This is a genomic window from Paenibacillus sp. FW126-R14, assembly GCF_058789495.1.
This window is the reverse complement of sequence record NZ_JBYTBS010000004.1, coordinates 165400-187128: the sequence shown is the minus strand read 5'-3', so window position 1 is coordinate 187128 and position 21729 is coordinate 165400. Positions and strand designations below refer to the sequence as shown.

Annotated in this window: 5 protein-coding genes; all 5 read left to right on the top strand. The window is 51.1% G+C overall.

Going from position 1 to position 21729, the window contains the following annotated elements:
* Positions 1 to 3 precede the first annotated feature (3 nt).
* The 5 genes from AC3WRW_RS04290 (at position 4) to AC3WRW_RS04270 (ending at position 21485) form a co-directional block, all read left to right on the top strand.
* Entirely contained in the window at positions 4 to 3255 is a 3252-nt protein-coding gene (locus AC3WRW_RS04290) for a PQQ-dependent sugar dehydrogenase (RefSeq protein WP_492545124.1), read from the top strand.
* Between the two features lie 25 nt (positions 3256 to 3280).
* Positions 3281 to 7642, top strand: coding sequence for an NPCBM/NEW2 domain-containing protein (locus AC3WRW_RS04285; protein ID WP_492545123.1), 4362 nt, complete (start codon positions 3281 to 3283; stop codon positions 7640 to 7642).
* A 91-nt stretch (positions 7643 to 7733) separates the two neighbouring features.
* A complete protein-coding gene (locus AC3WRW_RS04280) occupies positions 7734 to 11405 on the top strand; it encodes a glycosyl hydrolase family 28 protein (RefSeq protein ID WP_492545122.1) in 3672 nt (1223 codons plus the stop codon).
* A gap of 25 nt (positions 11406 to 11430) precedes the next feature.
* On the top strand, positions 11431 to 15372 hold the full coding sequence (locus AC3WRW_RS04275) for a chitobiase/beta-hexosaminidase C-terminal domain-containing protein (RefSeq protein WP_492545179.1): 3942 nt from the start codon (positions 11431 to 11433) through the stop codon (positions 15370 to 15372).
* A 329-nt stretch (positions 15373 to 15701) separates the two neighbouring features.
* Positions 15702 to 21485 (top strand): glycosyl hydrolase family 95 catalytic domain-containing protein, encoded by a 5784-nt coding sequence (locus AC3WRW_RS04270; RefSeq protein WP_492545121.1) that lies wholly within the window; start codon positions 15702 to 15704, stop codon positions 21483 to 21485.
* Positions 21486 to 21729: the final 244 nt, after the last annotated feature.

The window sequence follows — 21729 nt, the reverse complement described above, 5'->3', positions numbered from 1 at the left end:
AAAATGAAAAACCGTACCGCCTTGTTTACGAAGATGTGTGTAATGGTCATGCTTCTTTCGCTCATTATAGGCAACGTTGTCACCGTGTCTGGCGCACTGGCAGCCGGTAGCGCCAATACGGATATCAAACTGCAGGCCTCTCATCCGAATCTCGTATCTATTGCCGTTGCTCCAAAACGTATCATCACCGCCGTAACCGGCACAACGACGAATCAACTGCTTGCTCAGATCCAATCGGCGGACGGTTCGGCACAGACGTATGGCGTCATTGATAAAAACCGCACTCCTAAAAATAATGGCGCAGCCCTTGCGATTGACGATAAGTTGGTCGTAACGGCCGAAGACGCAGCTGCAACCGCAGAGTATACGTTAACTCTCGTCGCGCAGGACGCCAATACGAACATCAAACTAAAAGATTCACATCCTCAAATATTGGATATAGATGCCGTCAAGCATATCATCTATGTGATTAGCGGAGCGACTGCAAGTCATTTGACGGCTCAAATCCAATCAACGGACGGGTCGATACAGAGCTATGCCGTAGTTGATTCCGCCCACAACCCGAAAGGCTCGGCAGCGCTTGTTACAGGAGATCAATTGCTTGTAACGGCGTCAGACGGAGTGACTTTGGCCAGCTATGAAATTGATACGCTTTTTTCCAAAAGATATGAGAGTGAAACAACCGCATTTACTTCTTCCATCTCAACGAATCTTTCCAACGATGCGGCTGCAAGCGGAGGCACTTACCGGCAGTTTACAGGCACGCCTAAAGCAGGCGACTGGATTGAATTTACGCTCGATGTGCCGGAAGCCGGAACATACAGTGTCACCTTCGGCTATAAAACCAATAATAACAGATCGATTTCCCAGTTATCCGTCGATGGGGTTTCTCTGGGCAAGCCGATAGATCAATACGATACGATTCAGGCTTATACCCAAGTGAATCTGGGAAGCGTAAACTTCCAAACGGCAGGCAGCCATAAATTCAAGTTCGTCATAACCGGCAAAAATGCGGCCAGCTCCGCGTATGCAACGACTTTCGACTTCACCGAATTGGTAAAAGTGCCGGCCGGACTATCCGACAGATCGGACAATACGGATATCCGGTTAAAGAACACCAACCCTTATTTGACGGCGGTGAACAATACAGCCCATACGATCACGGCCGTCAGCGGCGCCACCCCTGCAGATTTATTGGCGACGCTCAGTTCTACGGACGGTTCGACGCAGGTCTATACCGTTCAGCATACAGGCAGCGGTCCCAAAACAACAGGCATGATCGTTTCAGGCGATAAAGTCGTCGTCACGGCCGAGAATGGCATGTCAGCCATATTTAATATAACTCTGGCTGTGCCGGCCGGTACCGACATGCCCTATAATGCCCCTGTCATGTTGGCTGAGAATATGTGGGTGCCGTGGGCGTTAGACATGGACAATGAAGGCACGCTGTATGTCACGGACCGCAAAGGGACATTGCATTTTATTCGCGAAGGCCAGCCGTTGTCGGCACCTATGATAACATTCCCGGATACATTCGTTACCGGCGAGAGCGGGTTGCTCGGATTGGCTCTTCACCCGGATTTTGCAACGAACCGCCTGCTCTACGTCTACCACACTTACAAGGAGGCTGGAACGAATAAAATTTATAACCGGTTGATGCGCTTAAAAGTCAATGCTGCCGGCGACAAAGCGGCGGTTGATAAAATCATGCTCGATCAGCTGCCCGGAAGCGATGCCAACGGCAATCACAGCGGAGGACGCATTAAAATCGGACCGGACGGATATCTGTATATCGGAGTCGGCGAAGTTTACAACCAAAATATTGCGCAAGATTTGAATAGTTATGGCGGAAAGATTTTGCGCATGACGCTGGATGGCGACGTTCCGGCTGACAATCCGTTCCCCGGCTCCTATGTGTACTCCTGGGGACACAGAAATCCGCAAGGTCTTGCCTGGGATGCATCAGGCCAGCTTTATGGCTCCGAACACGGAGCTACTGCGCACGACGAGATTAATAAAATCATCAAAGGCGCCAATTACGGTTGGCCGATCGTTCAAGGGGATGCGGTAACCAAAGTTAACGGTGTCAATACGATTGCACCAATCCTGCATGCCGGCTCCGACACGTGGGCGCCTTCAGGAATCACATTTATCAAGAACGGTCCATGGGCGGGCAAGTTGTTGGTCACGAATTTGAGAGGCTCGCAGCTGCTGCTGGTCACGTTCGACGATAATGGCAGAGTGACGCAGCAATCCTATTTCAAAAACACCTATGGCCGAATCCGTGACGTGTTCGAGGATAGGAAAGGGAATCTGTATTTTTCGACGAGCAATCGTACGGGCACAGGAGCGAAACCCGCAGCAAACGACGATCGGATCTTTAAGCTGACTCCGAAGTTTGTGGTCGATACCAAGTTAACTGCCGAATTAAAAGGAGGCGGCAGCGTTTATGCCGGCGGAACCTTTGATCTGACCTATGGCCTGCTGCATGTTAAGAATGGCATTTTAGCGCAGGATATTACGTTAAGCTTTGATCCTGAGAAGATACAATTTTTATCGGCGGAATCCTTAAGAACCGATCTCGTCATCGTTGATACCAAGGTGTCCGGCGGGAAAGTTCGAATTCTGGCGGCAAGTCTTGGCGGGAACAATGCGGTGAATACAGACGGTGCGCTGCTGAAGCTTCATTGGAAAGCAATAGCGCAAACCGGCTCTACGGCATCGCCAATCACCTTGTCCAATGTCGTTGTTGCAGGCGATGGGACGAACGGGAATGGAGAAGTCACGCCTGAAGGCGTTGGAGTACAAGAAAATATCGAAATTGTTTATATCGATAAGGCCGCATTGAACGCCTTGATTGCAGATGCTCAAAGCAAGCACGATGCAGCAGCCGAAGGCAGCGGCATCGGTCAATATCCGGCAGGATCGAAAGCAGCTCTGCAGACGGCAGTTAATCTTGCTAAGGCCATTGCCGACAATGCATCGGCTTCGCAGCAGCAAGTCGATCAAGCGAAAGCGGACTTGGACGCTGCCGTGCAAACATTCCTCGCTTCGGTTATCACCAGAATGCCTGGAGATGTAAGCGGAGACGGTAAAGTTAGTGTCGCAGATCTGGCGATTGTAGCTAAATACTATGGAAAATCGAACGCAGACGCGGATTGGAATACTTGCAAATTTGCGGATCTGAATGGCGACGGCAAAATTGACATTGAAGACCTCGTCATTATTGCAAAATTGATGCTCAATTTCGAATGATATCAAATAACAGGGGAGGAAAAGTATGTTTAAGATATTAAAAATGCCGATCGCCGTTTTGCTTTCTTTTTTCATCTTCGTAAGCGGTTTTGTCTCGATGTTTGCCGCTTTGCCGCAAGAAGCGAAGGCTTCGGATAACGGCTTGGCCCAAAAACCGATCATGGGCTGGAGCAGCTGGAGTTTTATCAGAAAGGATCCGACGGAAGCGAAGATTAAAGCGCAAGCTGACGTATTGGCCGCAAAATTCAAGTCGCACGGTTACGAATACGTGAATCTGGATGACTTCTATATGCTGAACTGGACGACGAATGTCGATGCTTACGGCAGGTGGGTCGTGGATCCTGCCAGATTCCCGAGCGGTATGAAGGCATTGGGAGATTACATCCACAGTTTGGGGCTGAAATTCGGCATTTATGTAACGCCGGGCATTCCCAAAGGCGCAGTGGATAAAAACACGCCGATTGAAGGAACACCTTATTATGCCAAAGATATCGCGGATACGACCAAAACAGAAAAGAATTATAACTACAAAAACATGTATTACATCGATTATTCAAAGCCGGGAGCTCAAGAATTCATCGACTCGTGGGCACGATTGTTTGCTTCATACGGTGCGGATTTCCTAAAACTCGACGGCGTTGGGGACTTTGATATTCCGGATATCGAAGCATGGTCCAAGGCGCTAAAAAATTCGGGAAGACCGATTCATTTGGCTTTGTCCAATAGCTTAAACATCAATTATGGGGCTACATGGAAGCAGTTGGCCAACGGATGGAGAACGCAAGGAGACGTAGAATGTTACTGCGCCACGTTGACGGATTGGAACCATGTTTCCGGCAGATTCAACTCGGCGGCGAATTGGGCTCCCTATGCCGGTCCGGGAGGTTGGAGCGATTTTGATTCCATTAACGTAGTGAACGGAGCCAATGACGGTTTGACCGATGACGAGAAACAAACGTATGTGAGCCTTTGGGCCATCGGGGCATCCCATTTTTACTTTGGCAGCGATCTCACGAATCTCGACGATTACGGCGTGAGTTTAATGACAAACGACGAAATTATTGGTGTCAACCAGAGCGGCGTTGCGGGCAAACGGCTTTCCAATTCATCGTCGGCGCAAGTGTTTTACCAGAAACTTCCCGATGGTTCGTTTAACGTTGCCTTATTTAGTACAGGAGGATCAAGTGCGAATGTTTCCGTTAATTGGTCGGATTTGGGCATTCAAGGCCCGGCGTGGGTAAGGGATTTGTGGAGTCACTCCGAGCTTGGCACCTTTAACAGCGGATATTCGGCTGCCATCGCTTCGCATGGATCAAGAGTGATAAAAGTAACTCCGCTATCGGCGCTGGCGGTCGTGCCGGGTAACGGTGCTATGGATATCGATACGGCTGCGGCTGTGAATTTCAGTTGGGCTGCTGTGCCTAATGCAGACAGCTACAGATTAACGATCGCAGAGGATTCCAATTTTTCTAAAATCGTATTTAACAACACCGTGAACACCGTATCAAAAGTCGTGACCGGTCTTCAGAACGATAAGCAATACTTCTGGAGAATCTCGGCTATTGCAGGAGGAAATGAACAACTGATCGGAACCTTTATGTTCTATACGAAGCTCTCGGTGCCTCCGGCAGCTCCAAGCGGGGTATCGGTTGCCCGGACTTCCGCCAGCGCAGCTAAATTGAAATGGAATAGTACGTTCGGTGCTTCCTCCTATTCGGTTTATAAGAAATCGGCTGATGCCGAAGGCAGCGGACCGTATGTTCAAATCGCTTCAGGAATAACCGCTTTGGAATATACGGATTTAAACGCGCCGATGGATACGAAATATAACTACACAGTCACGGCAAGCAACTCCAACGGGGAAGGCGTACCCTCCCTGGCAGCGTTGCTAGCGGATCGAACACCGGCGGAAATCGCCGCAGGCATTACGTCCCTGCAAGCACCTTTGCCCGATGCGACTTCTCTGGCCTTGCCCGTTGTACCGGCGAACTATACGGTTGCGATCAAAAGCTCGGATAAACCGACGGTTATCGGAGCCGACGGCAGGATTGTTCCGCCGGTTAATCCGGCGACTGTGACGCTTGTATTGGAGATTACTCGCTCTTTCGATAACTCCAAAGCGTCTACAGCCGCCCTTCAAGTCGTCGTTCCGGCCAAGAGCACGATCACTTCCTTCTATGAGGCGGAGAACGCAACCCTAGGCAGCACGACTACGAAAGTATCCAGCTGCACACCTTGTTCCGGCGGCAAAAAGATTGGATATATAGGCAATAATGCAGCCAATTATGCTCTATTTTCGAATATCAATGCCCCGGTCGCAGGTTTATACAACTTGAGAATCGACTATTTAACGGGCGCTCCCAGATCTTTCTTTATCAGCGTCAACAACGGTGCAGGCATAGAAGTGCCGCTAAACGGCCCTGATTTCAATACGGTATTATCGGCGATGATATCGATTGAGCTTCAAGCAGGCAGCAACACGATTAAATTTTATAATAATACGGCCTATGGCCCGGATCTTGATCGAATCGGCATCGGGGAAGCCAATGCAGCCACAGTTGCTTCCAAAATAACGTCGGTTACAGCGCCGGGTAAAGATGTTAGAACGTTAGCACTTCCCGCAGTACCTGCCGGATATGCGATCAAGATTAAGAGATCGGATAATCCCGACGTCATTCGTACGGATGGAACGATTATTCCACCGGATATGGATATGGCGGTAACGCTTGTGCTGGAAGTGACGAAAGCTTCGGACGGTTCCACTTCGGAAACGGGGGCCATTCAAGTGGTTGTGCCTGCCAAAAGCAATGCCGTTCTAACTTCCGCGCAGGTTGCGGCGGGGATCACGGCGATTGCGGCTCCGGCCAAGGATGCCGTATCGTTAACGCTTCCGACAGTGCCGGCAGGCTTTATTATCGGAATCAAAAGCTCGGATAAGCCGGATATTATCGGGCTGGATGGAACGATTACCCCTCCGGATGCCCCGGTAACGGTTACGCTCGTTCTGGAAGTGACGGATACCACCGATTATTCGTCAACGGCAAGCACTGCAGGCATTCAAGTGACCGTGCCGGCGAAATCCAAAGATCAGCAGACGGATACGGTATATCTCAGCGATCTGAACTGGATTTCCGCGACTAGCGGAAGCAACAGAGTCAATAAAGACCGGAACGAACAAAGTGCCGTTAACCCGATCAAAATAAACGGCGTTCAGTATGCCAAAGGGATCGGAACGCATGTCGATTCGGAAATCATTTACATGCTGAACGGCCAGTACGCGAGATTCAAAGCGGTAGCAGGACCCGACGATTATACCTTGACGAATCCGAATAAACCGACTGCCGTGCAGTTCTATGTTTACGGTGACGGACAGCTGCTGTTCGACAGCGGCATCATGCGGACCAACCCGTACACGCTTCCGAAAGAGATTGATGTCAGTACTACCGGCATCAATGAACTTAAATTAGTCGTTCTTGGCCGTGCGGATGGAGCAAATCCACGAGTTAGCGGTTCAAGCGACTGGGCGGATGCCCGCTTAATCAAAGCGTCTCAGCCACCCGCTTCCCCGCAGGTTACGTTGAACGGGAGGGACAGCGTCAATGCCGGCGGGGCGTTCGATCTGACGCTTGGGGCGAAGCAGGTGAAAGGCAGTATTTACGGCTATGATCTCACGATTGAGGTTGACCCGTCCACGATCGATGTCGTATCGGCGGAAGCCTTGAAAGACGGACTCATGATCGTGGATAAAAAGACGGCTTCCGGCCAGCTTCGCATCCTTGCCGTTGCCATCGGAGAAGATAAAGCAGCAAGCGCAAACGGCGATTTGCTCGTTATTCACGGCAAGGCGAAATCGCTTGCGCAATCGGCTACCGCGAGCATTCGCGCATCGCTGGTTGTCGCAAACGGCGATGGAACAGAGACGCAGCTCGCCAGCGCGTTCCACGACTTGCACATCACGTATGTCGATAAAGCGCTGCTGAACGATCTGATTGCCAGCGCGCAATCTACCGTGAACGCTGCGGTGGAGGGCACACAGCCAGGGCAATATCCGGCAGGCTCGAAAGCTGCGCTCAGCGCGGCGATTGCCAGCGCGCAAGCGGTAGCCGGCAATCCCGCAGCTACTCAGCAGCAAGTGGGGCAATCCGCAGTTGACTTAGACGCAGCGCTTCAAGCGTTCAAGGCTTTGGTCATTACCGGCATTCCGGGGGATGTGAACGGGGACGGCAAATTCAGCATCGGAGATTTGGCAATTGCAGCGAAGTACTATGGAAAATCGTCTGCAGACAGCGATTGGGATCAATACAAGTTCGCGGATCTCAATCATGACGGCGTAATCGACATTGCCGATCTTGCGATGATCGCTCAGAAAATTCTCGACTTTGAGTAAAGTAATCCAGGTTTGATATCAGTTCTACTACAGGCAAGCACCGATGAACCATTCGGTGCTTGCCGATCGATGAAAGCGGGTGAACGGTAAAATGATGAAGCGGAAATGGTTAATACGGATTGTTATTTGTTTGATGATTGCGCAAATTTTGCCGTTTTCGGGAGCGCTTGCGGCGGGAGATCAATCGGCTGCAACAGTGGCTGCGGATGAAGGTACAGTCCATTTGCTGGCGCCGCAAAATGCGTTTTCTCCTCCAGAGTCGCTAACGGACAGTTCCGTGCTCTTGTTGTGGGATAAACCGGCCAATATTTACAGCGTCCCCAATTTTGCTAAGTATGTCGTTTACAGGGACGGCGTGCAAGTCGGGGAAACGACTCAAATGGGATTCTCGGTTTCGGGATTATCTCCCGGCACTTCTTATACGTTCACACTAAAGACGAGGGATACGAGCGGAAACTTGTCTGAAGCAAGCGCCGGATTAACGATCCGGACGAAAGCTTCCGGCCGTACGTTGAATGTTGAGGATTACGGAGCCGTTGGTGACGGCTCTACAGTCAACACAGCGGCGATTCAAAAAGCGATCGACGAATGTCCGGAAAGCTGCACGGTCTATATCCCCCCGAACAAAACGTTTATGAGCGGCGCGCTGTTCTTGAAAAGCAACATGACGATGAAGATCGACGGTACGCTCAAAGGGACGACGAATCTGAAAGATTATCCGGTCATCCCGACCCGCTTTGAAGGGTTCGAGCTGAATGGCTATGCTTCTCTGTTGACACTCGGACGTCGGGATGCCAAAGGGCCGTACAATATTTCCAATGTCGTCATCTCCGGAACGGGAACGATCGACGGCAACGGGCTGGATCTTGGAAACGCCCAGAAAGCGGCATTAGGCAACAGATCGCGCGGACGCGCAATTATGATGATGAATGCGCAGAACGTATACGTCAAGGATCTGACCGTAAGCTACGGTCCGGCATGGACCACGCATTTCATCTATAGCGATCATGTCACCTTCGATAATGTAAAGCTGATTTCCAAAAATTCGTCCTACCGGATTGCCAACGGCGACGGAATTGATCCTGATTCATCGAGTCATGCGAACATTTTTAATTGTTATTTCCATACCGGCGACGATTCGGTGGCAATCAAGTCGGGCAAAAACCTGGAAGGCTATAATTTAGGCATTCCTACGGAATATATCCGGGTAACCGATAACGTGATCGACGGCTCGAACGGCGGTTATGTGATCGGAAGCGAAATGTCCGGCTCGGTCAGACACGTGCTGATTCAAAACAATACCGTAAGCTCGATCAGTTGGGAGGGCATCGATATCAAATCGAGCGCCGGTCGCGGTGGCATCGTTGAGGATGTAACCTTCAAAGACATTACAATTTCCAAGACGAGACTGGCTGTAAGAATTTCGGCAAATTACTCGGTCAACAACGACGGAGATGCGGCACCGGTTCTGCCGGTTTTCAAGGATCTTCACTATGAAAACATCGTCACAGGTCCGGGCACGAATGGCTCGGCACTCGAGATTATCGGACTGGACGGAAGCAATGTCCAAAATGTCACGATGAAGAACGTCAACCTGCGCGGTACGGCGGGAGCGACCGTCCAATATGCCGATTCGGTTTCCTTCGATCATGTCAATGTTACGGCAAGCAGCGGTCCGGCATGGACCGTATCGAACGCGGCGAATATCCAAAGCTCGAACCCGGAGATCCAGCCGCTCGCCGTTCATCCGAACATCCACCAATTTGATGCGGCAGGGCGTGTCATCACAGCACTGTCAGGCACAACATTAGGCCAGCTTGCCGCTCAGCTATCCGGCGTGGACGGTGCGGTCCACAACTTCAGCTTAACGGACGCAGGCGGCAGGGCCAAACAACCGTCGGATGTGCTGGCGGCCGGAGACAAGCTGACCTCTTCGGCTAAAATTGGCAGCGACATAGCGGTCTATACGATCCTGGTTGCGTCAGATGCAACGATTCAGCTGAAGGCAAATCATCCGAACGTGGCTTCCCTGGATCTTGCGGCGCGCGTGCTTTCGGTAGTGCCTGGAACGACAGTTGCAGATCTGATCAATCAAATCGAATCTCCGACTGGATCGGCGCAGACTTATGCCGTTACGGATTCGGTAAACGCGACCAAAGCTTCGGGCATTCTGGACAACGGGGATAGGTTGATTGTCACCGCGCAGGATGGGGTAACGAAAAATGATTATTTGATAACGATACTAGCGATCACTAAGATTTACGAGGGTGAAACGACACCGTTTACAACCTCGGGACTGGGAACAAGCACAGCAGCGGATACGGCTGCAAGCGGCGGATCGTACCGCCAGTTTACCGGAACACCGGCTGTAGGCAACTGGTTGGAATATACGGTTAACGTGTCTGCCGCCGGCACCTACAACGTTATTTTCGGCTATAAAACAAATAACAACAGAGGGACCGTTCAGTTATCGATTGACGGTACTGCGCAAGGCGCTCCGATAGACGAGTATGCCAGCGCGCAAGGATTCGCATCGGCGAATCTCGGCAACGTAACTTTTGCTGCCGCCGGCGACCATAAATTCAGATTTGCGATTACCGGAAAAAATGCAAGCAGCAGCGGGTATGCGGTTACGTGGGATTATTTGAAATTAACTTCTGTACTGGAAATAACGCCCGGGATGATTGCCAAGGGCATTGCAACGATTCCTGCTCCTGCCCAAGGCGCAACAAATTTGGCGCTTCCGAGCGTTCCTGCCGGATTCGCGATTCGGATTAAACAGTCGGATGACCCTACCGTCATTAAGACGGACGGCACGATAGTCCCTCCGAGCGAGAATAAAACGGTGAATGTCGTGCTGGAAGTGACCAGACTGTCAGACGGAGCGACTGCGGAAACTGCCGCCATTGCGGTGCAGGTACCTGGTGTGCCTGTCTCTGCATCGCCGCAGGTCACCATGCACGGAACAGACAGTGTCTACGCCGGCGGCCAGTTCGATTTGACGGTCGGAGCGCAGCATGTGAAAGGCAGCATCTACGGATATGATATTGCCGTCGATTACGATCCGTCCAAAGTCGAGCTGCGCTCAGCGGATGTTTTGAAAGACGGACTCGTGATCGTTGATCAACATGCGGTGTCCGGCCAGCTTCGCATCCTTGCGGTTGCGATCGGAGACGACAAAGCCGCGAATGCGAACGGCGATTTGCTGGTCATTCACGGCGAAGCCAAACCGCTGACGCAGCCGGCAACCGCAAGCCTGAGCACATCGGCGGTCGTTGCGAGCGGCGAGGGAGTTGAGACGCAGCTTGGCAGGACGTCCCGCGACTTGCACATCACACTTGTAGACAAAGCAGCGCTATATGCTCTCATTGCCGACGCGCACAATACGCTTAACGCAGCGGTGGAGGGCACACAGCCGGGGCAATATCCGGCGGGATCGAAAGCGACCTTAAACGCGGCAATCGATAAAGCGCAGGAGGTGGCAAGCAATCCGGCGGCTACGCCGCAGATCGTAGTGCAGGCAGCGGCAGATTTGAGCGCGGCGCTGCAAGCATTCAAGGATTCGATCATTACCGGGGTACCGGGGGATGTGAACGGCGACAGTAAAGTCACTGTCGGCGACTTGGCGATTGTTGCGAAATACTACGGCAAAGACTCAACCGATCAGCAGTGGAATCTTTATCGCATCGCAGATCTGAACGGCGACGGCAAAGTGGATATTGAAGACCTGGCGATCATCGCAAGAATGATTTTAGAATCTTAATAAAGGAGAAATCACATTGTCCAAGATGAGAAAATGGATTGTAAGTATGATGGTTTTGGTCTTTTGCATGCTAGCGTCATCTTTTCCTGCAGGTAAAGGGACTGCTATAGCGGCTGATGCCCAATCGGATGCTGAGAAGCTCGTCAAGCTGCAATCGTCCAATAAGTTGCTGAACGATACGTTTCAATGGGCAACGGGTCAGGCGCTTGAGTTTGTCCAAACGGGCAAAACGGGACCGAACAATGTGAACAACGGAGGCGGTCAAGCGGGACCGTTCGCCTATATCCCCTCTTACTGGGCGGGGTATAAACACCGCACGGCGTTTTATAGCCGTGACTTTGTGCATCAGTCGGCTGGTGCGCACATGATCGGGCTTGATAATGAGAACCTCAGCATGTTCAAAACTTTTGCAAAAGGGATGACGGAGGCGCGGAAGTGGTACACCCTATGGGCCTTTAACTTTGACGGCTCTAACTATACGATCGACTGGAAGAGCGACACTAATTTTGTCCGCGAGGTGCCGGCCCAGTTTGAACTCGTACAAAAGGCTTATAGGCAATACCTGTGGACAGGAAACACAGACTATATCAATGATCCCTACTTGTGGAATTTCTACACGAAGGTTGTTACCGATTTCATTACGGAACACGATACGAATGGCAATGGCATAGCCGAGGGCACAGGCAACGGCATTTTCTCCGGCGCGGTCAGCTATAACGAAAGAAGCGGCGAAAAAATTATCGAAGCCGGCGACGCGATCGGTTCGCAGTATCAAGCCTTCCTTGCCTATGCAAACATGCTAAAAGCGAAAGGGTTGGATGCCGAAGCGGCTAAGTTTTTCGTCAAAGCGCAAAATTTGAAAGATTACTTTAACACCGAATGGAGCGTCAAGAACGGTGACACGACAGGCAACTATGCGAGGGCATTGGATTTTGACGGAGAAACGAAATATACCGATTTTGGCAAAGAGAACAGCTGGTTCATGCCGATGAAGCTTATCACCGAACCGGGCCAAAGAAACAGCAATTATCTGGACTTTATTTCCGACCAAATCGGTAATGGCTTGAAATATACCAGTCTGGACTCGGCGGCAACGAAAGATAAGCCGAATTCTCCAACGAATATCGAGGCGTATTCCTATCTTCCTGATACGTTTTACCCGTACAACCGGGTGAACGAGGGCTGGAAATGGCTTAAATTCCTCATGGAGACAAGGGTTAACAGACACGAGCAATATAACAACGGAACGAAGACAAACGGCGAATATCCAGAAATTTCCTACACCATTATCGGCAACGTTATTGAAGGGCTGATGGGTATTGAACCTGACGCGCCTAATCATACGGTAGCGACGGCGCCTAGGCTGGTTACGAGCGAGGTTCCCGACGTGAAGGTTGATTTTCTTCCAATCGGAGATAACCGGATCAGCGTTGCCCACACCGGCAACACCATAACCGTGCTTCAAAATAATACGGGCACGGGGCCGCTTACATGGGAAGCACGCTTTTACGGCGACTATCCATCGATTAACCTTAACGGAACCAACCTAACGGCACTTCATAAAACAGTGAATGGTTCGAAGGTAAGCTATATCACGGCTTCGGTTCCTGTCGGTTCAACCGCTCAAGCGGAGGCAACCGGCTCCGGCACAGCGGATAAGGCGGCGGCGCCTTCCAGCGACAAGCCTGCAGGCACATACAGCAACACAGTAAGAACAACCTTAACGGCTTTAACGCCCAATACCAAAATCTATTACACGTTGGACGGCAAAACGCCAACAAGAGACTCAAACTTGTACACGGGACCGTTTGTTATTCAAAAAAGCGCTGTGTTAAAGGCGTTTTCCGCCAGCGAAGACAAGTTGGACAGCGACGTCGTTTCTTATGCTTATACGATTAACGCGCCGGCAGTTGAAACGCCGACTGTGAATCAAGCGGCTGGCACGTACAATGCGCCTTTCTCGGTCAGGTTGAGTACGACCACAGCAGACGCGGACATTTATTACTCGACGGACGGAACGGCACCGACAAAGAACAGCGCAAAATACGTGAATCCGATCGCAATTTCCAAAACAACTACATTAAAAGCGATCGCGCTAAAGGAGGGTTGGGTAAACAGCGAAGCGGCGACTTTCGTTTATACCATAGTCCCGCCTAAGACCAATGCGCCGACAGCAAGCAAGGCGGCAGGACGATACGCAGAGGCGTTCCGGGTCACATTAGCTTCAGGAACGGAAGGGGCAGCGATTTATTATACAACAAACGGCGAAACGCCAACGAAAAACAGCACGCCGTATACAGGGGCAATCGACATAGCCAAATCGACTTCGTTAAAGGCTGTTGCCGTGAAGGAAGGATACTACGACAGCGATGTTGCCTCATTCGTCTATATCATCCAGCAAACACTTCCTGAACCGGCAAGCAAACCGGCTTATCTTTCCGATTTGACCTGGACTAGCGCAACTAGCGGTTGGTCGGGTCATCCGCCGCTCAAGGACCATGCCGTTAACAGCGCCAGCACGCCGATTAAAATCAATGGCACAACGTATCAGAAAGGGATCGGAACGCATGCGATTTCAACGATCAAATATAACATTGGCGGGGGATACGGCAAGTTTAAAGCTGTTATCGGCATTGACGATGTAAAGAACGTCAAGGGCTGCCCAAGCACCATCTGGTTTGAAGTGTTAGGCGACGGGATTTCCCTGTATAAGAGTCCGGTTTTGGACTGTGTGAACGGCCCTTCGCCAGGCATTCCGATTGAAGTGGATATTACGGGCGTATACGAGCTTACGCTGTATGTGGACGATGCGGGCACGCCTGTCGGCAACCCTAACAACAGCGACCATGCGGACTGGGCTCTTGCGCAAATCATACCGCGGAGCGATGTTGCCGGCATCAGCCTGAACAAACCGGCAGCGGACTTGATGGTCGGCGGTACGGATCAGCTGGTACCGACGATTTCGCCAGCCAATGCGACGAATCCAAGTGTGACATGGTCATCTAGCGCTCCTCACATCGCGGTTGTTGATGCCACAGGAAAAGTTACCGCAGTCTCCGCCGGCACGGCTGTCATCACGGCAACTACAAATGATGGCGGGTTTACGGCAGCGGCAACCGTCAAAGTAACGGCAATACACAACAAGCTGGAAGCAGCGCTAAGCGGAGCCGATCATGTCAATGCCGGCGAGTCGTTTAGCTTGACTTACGGATTAGCTCATGCGAAGGAGAGCATCTACGGGCAAGATTTAATATTCACCTATGATCCGCAAAAGGTAGCTTTGATTTCGGCAGAATCATTGGCAGAAGATTTCCGAATCGTGGGTCAAACAGAATCGGAAGGCCGTCTTCGAATTATCGCAGCAAGCCTTGGCGAAGGTACTGCATCGACAGCCGACGGAGATTTGCTGAAGCTTACTTGGAAAGCGAAAACAGTCAACGAGTCGGCAGTGACGGCGATTGCTTTATGGCGTGCGGTGGTAGCTGGCGGTGACGGAGCGGAGACGCAGCTTGACGGAGTGTCGCACAGCATAACCGTCACTTATGTGGACAAAGCAGCGCTTAACGCGCTCGTCGCCGAGGCGCAGCAAACGCATGACGCTGCTGTGGAAGGCACGCATGCCGGCCAATATCCGGCGGGCTCCAAGGGTGCGCTGCTGACAGCAATCTCCACCGCACAGACCATCGCTGGCGATCCAGCGGCCACGCAAACGCAAGTGCAGCAAGCGGCGGTTGATTTGGGTGCGGCGCTGCAAGCCTTCAAGGCGTCGGTCATCGTCGGGGTACCGGGGGATGTGAACGGCGACAGTAAAGTCACTGTCGGCGACTTGGCGATTGTTGCGAAATACTACGGCAAAACGTCAGCAGATAGCGGCTGGGATCAATACAAGTTTGCGGATTTGAATCATGACGGCATCATCGATATTGCCGATCTTGCGATCATCGCAAGCAAAATCTTTGAAGATTAGCATAGGCGTTGTATTAGAAAGGATTTAACTGGAAAAACTCCTGTTCATTTAACTGGATTCGGTGAATGCTCAAGAAATCGGCCGAATTAGAGGGAGTTTTTCCATCTCCATGGATGTATCGGACTGCGGGGGCTAAATTAACTGGAATATTTTCCTGAAGTTTCAATGGGGCCCTTCTGCGAAATGCGGGTTCATTTTTCCTAATATCTTAAAATTTCGAACATTTTCAATAAGATTGACTATCACTTGTCTTGGAAGAAGTCATGTACAGTTAATAGGTACGGCAGAATCTGAATCTTGAATATGAACATATAGATTGGAGGAACGCAATGAAATCGGCCAAACGTACACCTATGCGTAAAACGTTATGCATCACTTTCGCCATAACGCTTGCCGCATCAAGTTTCACAAGTGTTGTGCCAGGCATCAACACCGTCAGAGCGGAATCTGGCTTTACTGCGCCTCAGGCGGTTCTGGATCATTTAAACCAAAACGATTGGACTAAATTGCAGCAAATATTATCAGGCATTAATGGCTCAATCACTTCCCCGCTCAAAATCAGCGATGTGGATAAAGGCAGCTACACAACGGGACAACTCATGGGGAACGGTGATATCGGCGTCATTGCCGCCGGTGTTTCCACGACCTCCCAGCAGTTTTATTTTGGCAAAAATGATTTTTGGGGCACGCTTCATGCACAAGGCAGCTCAGTGAAAGATAATCAAGGCATTTTATCGGGCGGCGGGCTGGATATTTGGCCTACGAAAGCGGCAGGCAGCAACGCGTCGGCGGTCTTTAATATGACGCAGGATATTTTGAATGCCCAGGTTGTTACCAAGATGCAGCTGAAAAACAATGAGGGCTACGACGCCATGATCGAAATGAGGTCGTGGACGGCTGATACGGACAATGTATTCGTAACCGAAGTCGAGAATAAAGGTGGCGGCGCCGTCACGCTGAACACCAAGCAATGGGTTCCGAAAATGGCTTATGCCAATGCAAGCGCGACGGATTTAACGGATGCGAATTCAACCTATCCCTATACGGGAGGCATTGATTCGAAAGGCGATAATCCCGTTCTGTGGACGACAAGAGACTCCAATGCGGGCGCAAGCGGAAATACTTCAAACTTTAGAAGCCGTACGGCAACCGCAACGACTGTGGTTGGCGCGCAGCTTGTCAATACACGTGAGAAAATCGAAGCAAATGACTATTACGACAGCAATAAAGGCAAATATTATGACTCGCTTGGCGAGTCCGGAGATTTTACCGTAGAAGCGGGTTCAACCGTATACTTGGTTACTTACTTCGCTAGCAGCAGCGGCGCGTATGACTCGATCAAGAGCGTATCCGCCATTCAAGCGGACGCGGTTAACAGCATTTCAGCATACACGTCCACGAGCGCAATCAACCAACTCAAAAACGAACATCTGGACTGGTGGAAAAATTACTGGCTGAAAAGCTATGCGCAATTCATCGATACGGATCTCAACAAATACTACTACGGCTCGCTTTACATTCTTGGCAGCTCCAATAGACCGACTAGCGGGAATGGCAAAGTAAACAAGCAAAACCTTCCGGCCTCAATGTACGGCGAATGGGTTCCCGCAGACAATGTGGGCTGGGGCGGCAGGTATTTCTTGAACTACAACCAACAAGCTCATTACTATGCTTCAGGCTCGGTTAACCGGATTGAAACGGCGATTCCGTACAACCGGGTTATCGCCTATGATCTCCCTTGGCAAATAAACAATGCGGCGGCACAAGGCTTTGACGGGGCGGCACATGTGAGAACGCTTTCGCCGTTTCATCTGATGGCCAGTTCACAGCCCGCGCTAAACGCGAAAGCGTCAACCAAAACGTACGGCTTCAACGCGAGTTCGACAGATCAGAAGTCGAACGGTATGTTTGCGGCTGTCCCTATGATTTTCTACTATGAGTACACATTGGACGATAATTATTTGAAAACGGTGCTTTATCCGTATTTGAAACAACTGTTAACCTTCTACAGCTCCTACGTATTGAAGCAGGATGACGGTAACGGCCAATACCACTATTCCGTCATTGGTTCGTCGATTCATGAAGGAGACGCAGCGGACATTAACCCGGATTTGGACATTGGCGCTATTAAATTTTTGGCCAACTTTCTGATTCAGCATGGTCCGGCCATGAATGAAAATCAAGCCAATATCACCCGTTGGCAGGATCTGATGGATCATACGGCGTTCCCGGAAGCTTATCTGCCGAAAGGTATTTTTAACGCTGACAATAACAGCAACTTTGTGCCTACGCTGATCGCTACCGATTATCAATCGCCGAATCAGGCACACGTCGACATGATTGAACCAGGTGATCAGCCGGTTGAGCTGGAGGGTGTCGTTTTCCCGTTTGAAAATGTGCAAAAGCTGGACGGCGACAAAGAGCTTCTGCAGAAGGTGTTGAACACGCTTGAATACATGAATGGATGGGCAGCGGCCGGATTTGCCGGCTGGAGCAGCCAAAACAACGGTTTCCCGAAAGTATACCCGATTGCAGCAAGAGCCGGTTGGCCGGCGGCGGATTTGCTGGTCAAATTCAAGACCGCTCTGAATGCCAAAGTTAGAAACAGCAACCTCACTTATTATGGAAGCGGCGGGGCTGTTGAAACGATAGCGTCGATGGAAGCATTGAACTCCATGGTCATGCAGAGCAGCACCACACCCAATGTGCTAAGCACGATACAGGTTTTCCCGAATTGGGATATGGCAAGGTCGGTTAGTTATGAAAGGCTGGGTGCGATGGGGAATGTAGAAGTGTCCAGCGCCTACAATGCAGCGACGCAAACGATCCCCTATGTTGATTTGAACAGTAAACGCAATGGTACAATTGCGCTTGTCAATCCATGGACAACAGGAAAGCCTGTCATCCAACAGGTCAATTCAAATCTAACGCTGGGCGCTGCGGTGAATTATACCATTGAAGGTGGCAAAATTATTTTCGAAGCGCAAAAAGGCTCCAGATATATGGTGATGCTCGATACGTCGGATACGACTAGCCATGTATCGGATATGTCCTTGGATAAATATTCCGCTACGCTAATTTATAACGGAACAAACGGAGCCGATACAGGAACGGTTACGGCAACTTTGTACGGCAATCCAAGTGACACCGTGACCTGGACATCTTCGGATCCTGGCATTGTCGCAGTGGTTGGCAGCGGAAACTCGGCAACGATCAAAGCGGTTGGCACAGGCGCCAATAAAGTAGCGAACGTAACCGTAACGGCACGAAGCGCGCAAGACGGTGGGGTAGCTCAAACCCTCAAGGTCAAAGTTGCCGACATAACCACCGTACCGGCAAGTCTGGTTATGGTCAATCCAACCACGGCTACGATTTACGGGCCTGCGAATACGAGCTCCTCGACAGGCAAGGTTACCGGCAACAACAGACTGCAGCTGACGACTTCCATCAGTCCGGGCAATGCCCATGACAAGAGAATCATGTGGACAACAAGCAATCCGAACGTTGCGATGGTGGATAAGAACGGTTTAGTCATTGCGCGCGGAGCGGGTACGGCCAAGATTACCGGTACGAGTATGGCAAATCCAAGCCTGCCGCCGGTAACGTGTACCGTGACTGTGACGGGCTCCGGCACCGATTACAGCGGAGATTCGACGCTTAATGCCGTGTTGACAGCTGCCAAATCCATTTCGGCTTATGCAGGCGACAAAACAGCCAGCGGCGGGTTTAAGCAAGTATCGGCCAGTCCGAACTGGGAAGGCAGGCAGGAAGATTTCCAGAAAGCTCATATCAACGCATTAGGCGTAAAAGCGAAATATTCGGGGTACTCGACAACGAACATTAGCAGAGATACGGCCTTATTTGCGGCAATCGCCCTGAATGAAGGCATTCGCTCGATTGATCCGAGCAAAGCGGTAGTGATTGGCCAGACCGTCGACAAAGCTGCGCTGGCCACAGCAATCGGCAGCGCCTCGAAGCTCACGGCGGAACGTTTTAGCAAGCCGGAAGATTGGGCAGGTCTGCAGTCTGCGCTGCAAGCTGCTCAGAATGTCAATAATAATGTAAATGCAACGCAAACAGAGATCGACAACGCGCTTGCTCTTCTGCAAATAGCGATGAACAAAGCGATCCCCGTATCGACATCGGGAGGCAGCGTACCGAACGTGAACGTAACCGCCGGGTCTGTGACGATTTACGGTAGCCGTTTTGTTCAACTGCAGGCTTCCGGCAGCAGGAGTTGGTCGGTTTCCCAGCCGGACGATACGGCAACTACGGATGCGTTCGTCGATCCGAGCGGGATCTTGTATGCGACAAGTGAAGGGACATACAAAGTGACAGCACAGGCAGGTGCCGGTATTGCGGATTTCATCCTGGTTACTTTTAGCAACATGTCTCCAATCACGAACATGTCGGCCAATAACAATGGCAATGGAAGCGTCTTTGGTTCGACGAGCAGCGGATCTTACCCGCCGACAAACGTATTTGACGGCAATCCGAGTTCGTTCTTTGACCACAGTGTAGCTGCTCCTTATGTTGGTTGGGATTTCGGAGCTCCGCAAGCGGTCAACGTGCTTCGATTCCTGCCGAGAGCGGGGACTAACGCAGCCAGAATCTACCAAGCCAAATTCCAAGGGTCCAATGAGTCGGCAAGCAGCGGATATGTGGATTTGGTCACGATCACAGATAATCCAAGCACGGCCAATGCTTCATCTTGGTACGTCAAAGTGCTGAATAATACGACGGCTTACCGGTACTACCGATGGTTGGGAACGAATGGATCACACGGGAATGTAGCCGAAATCCAATTGTTTATGAATGTCGATAAAACGGCGCTCGGCAGAGAAGTGGATGCCGTAGAATCTCTTGAAGCAGAGAACTTTACCAAAGCTTCGTGGGAAGCTCTGCAGACTGCACTATTTAACGCGATCAGCGTGAACGATAATCCTTATGCCGGGCAGGATGAAATTGATGGGGCAGCTATAGCTTTGCAGGCGGCAATGGACGGTTTGCAGCAAGCCAATGACAGCGCGTTGGCGGTTGCTAGCGGCATCACGTCGATCCCGGCGCCGGATCCGAACGCAGCAAGTTTGACGCTTCCATCCGTTCCGGCAGGCTATACGTTAGCCATTAAGAGCTCGGACCGTCCGGATGTCATTCAGACAGACGGAACGTTGATTCCGCCAAGCACGGAAACGACAGTTCATCTTGTGCTGGAAGTTACGCGCGTCTCCGACGGCTCGAAGGCAGTTACCGCAAGCATCACTGTCGTCGTTCCGGCTCGAACAGAGCAAACGACCCGTGCGACTTTAACAGGAACTACGACGGTAACGGCCGGAGCTTCGTTCGATCTGAATTATGGGCTCACCAATCTGGCGGCAGGCAGCGCATTGGCGCAAGACTTGACGTTCACCTACGATCCGGAGAAATTGACATTCTCCGGTGCGGAATCGTTGAAGCCGGGATTCACAATCGTGGATAAAAAGGAAACGCCGGGACGGGTCCGCATCCTTGCTGTCACGATCGGCGCGGAGCCAACAGCTGGCGGCGAACTGCTGAAGCTGCGCTGGAACGCCAAAGCGCTCACGGAATCGTCGGCAGCGACAATCGCTGTTGACCGTGCGGTGATCGCGAGCGGGGAAGGCTTGGAAACGCAAGTGGAAGGCGTTTCGCATAGCGTAACGATCACTTATGTGGACAAAGCGGCTCTCCTTGCTCTTATTACCGAGGCGCAGCAAACGCATGACGGTGCGGTGGAAGGCACGCTATCCGGTCAATATCCGGCTGGATCGAAAGCAGTTCTGCTGACGGCGATTAACAGCGCGGGGGCAGTTGCTCACAATACGGCGGCAACCCAACTGGAAGTGCAGCAGGCCGCAGCTGACTTAAGTACTGCGCTGCAGGCATTCAGGGCTTCTGTCATAACCGGAACCCCGGGAGACTTTAACAATGACGGCAAAGTCAGTATCGGCGATCTGGCGATTGTTGCGAAAAACTACGGCAAATCGTCCGCTGATGCAGATTGGAGCATGTACAAGTTTGCGGATCTCAATCATGACGGCATAATCGACATTGTGGACCTTGCGATCATGGCGAGAATGATTTTTAACCTGTAAGCGAAAACCATATGATTTGCTTGATGTGAGAGGAGAACATGATGTTCTCCTCTCTTTTTTCATTGAATCTGAAGTGGCGTTATCCAGTCTCCCTGTCCAGCAGGAAGATAGGGGGAACTATAGGCCGCTATTTCGTCCAAATCAGCCCTTTTGGCGATGATACAGGAACATAAGTTCGCTATTTCGCTATTCCGAGTAGAACATTACATCATTGTGGTGAAATTAAACCCTGTAGTTCCCCCAT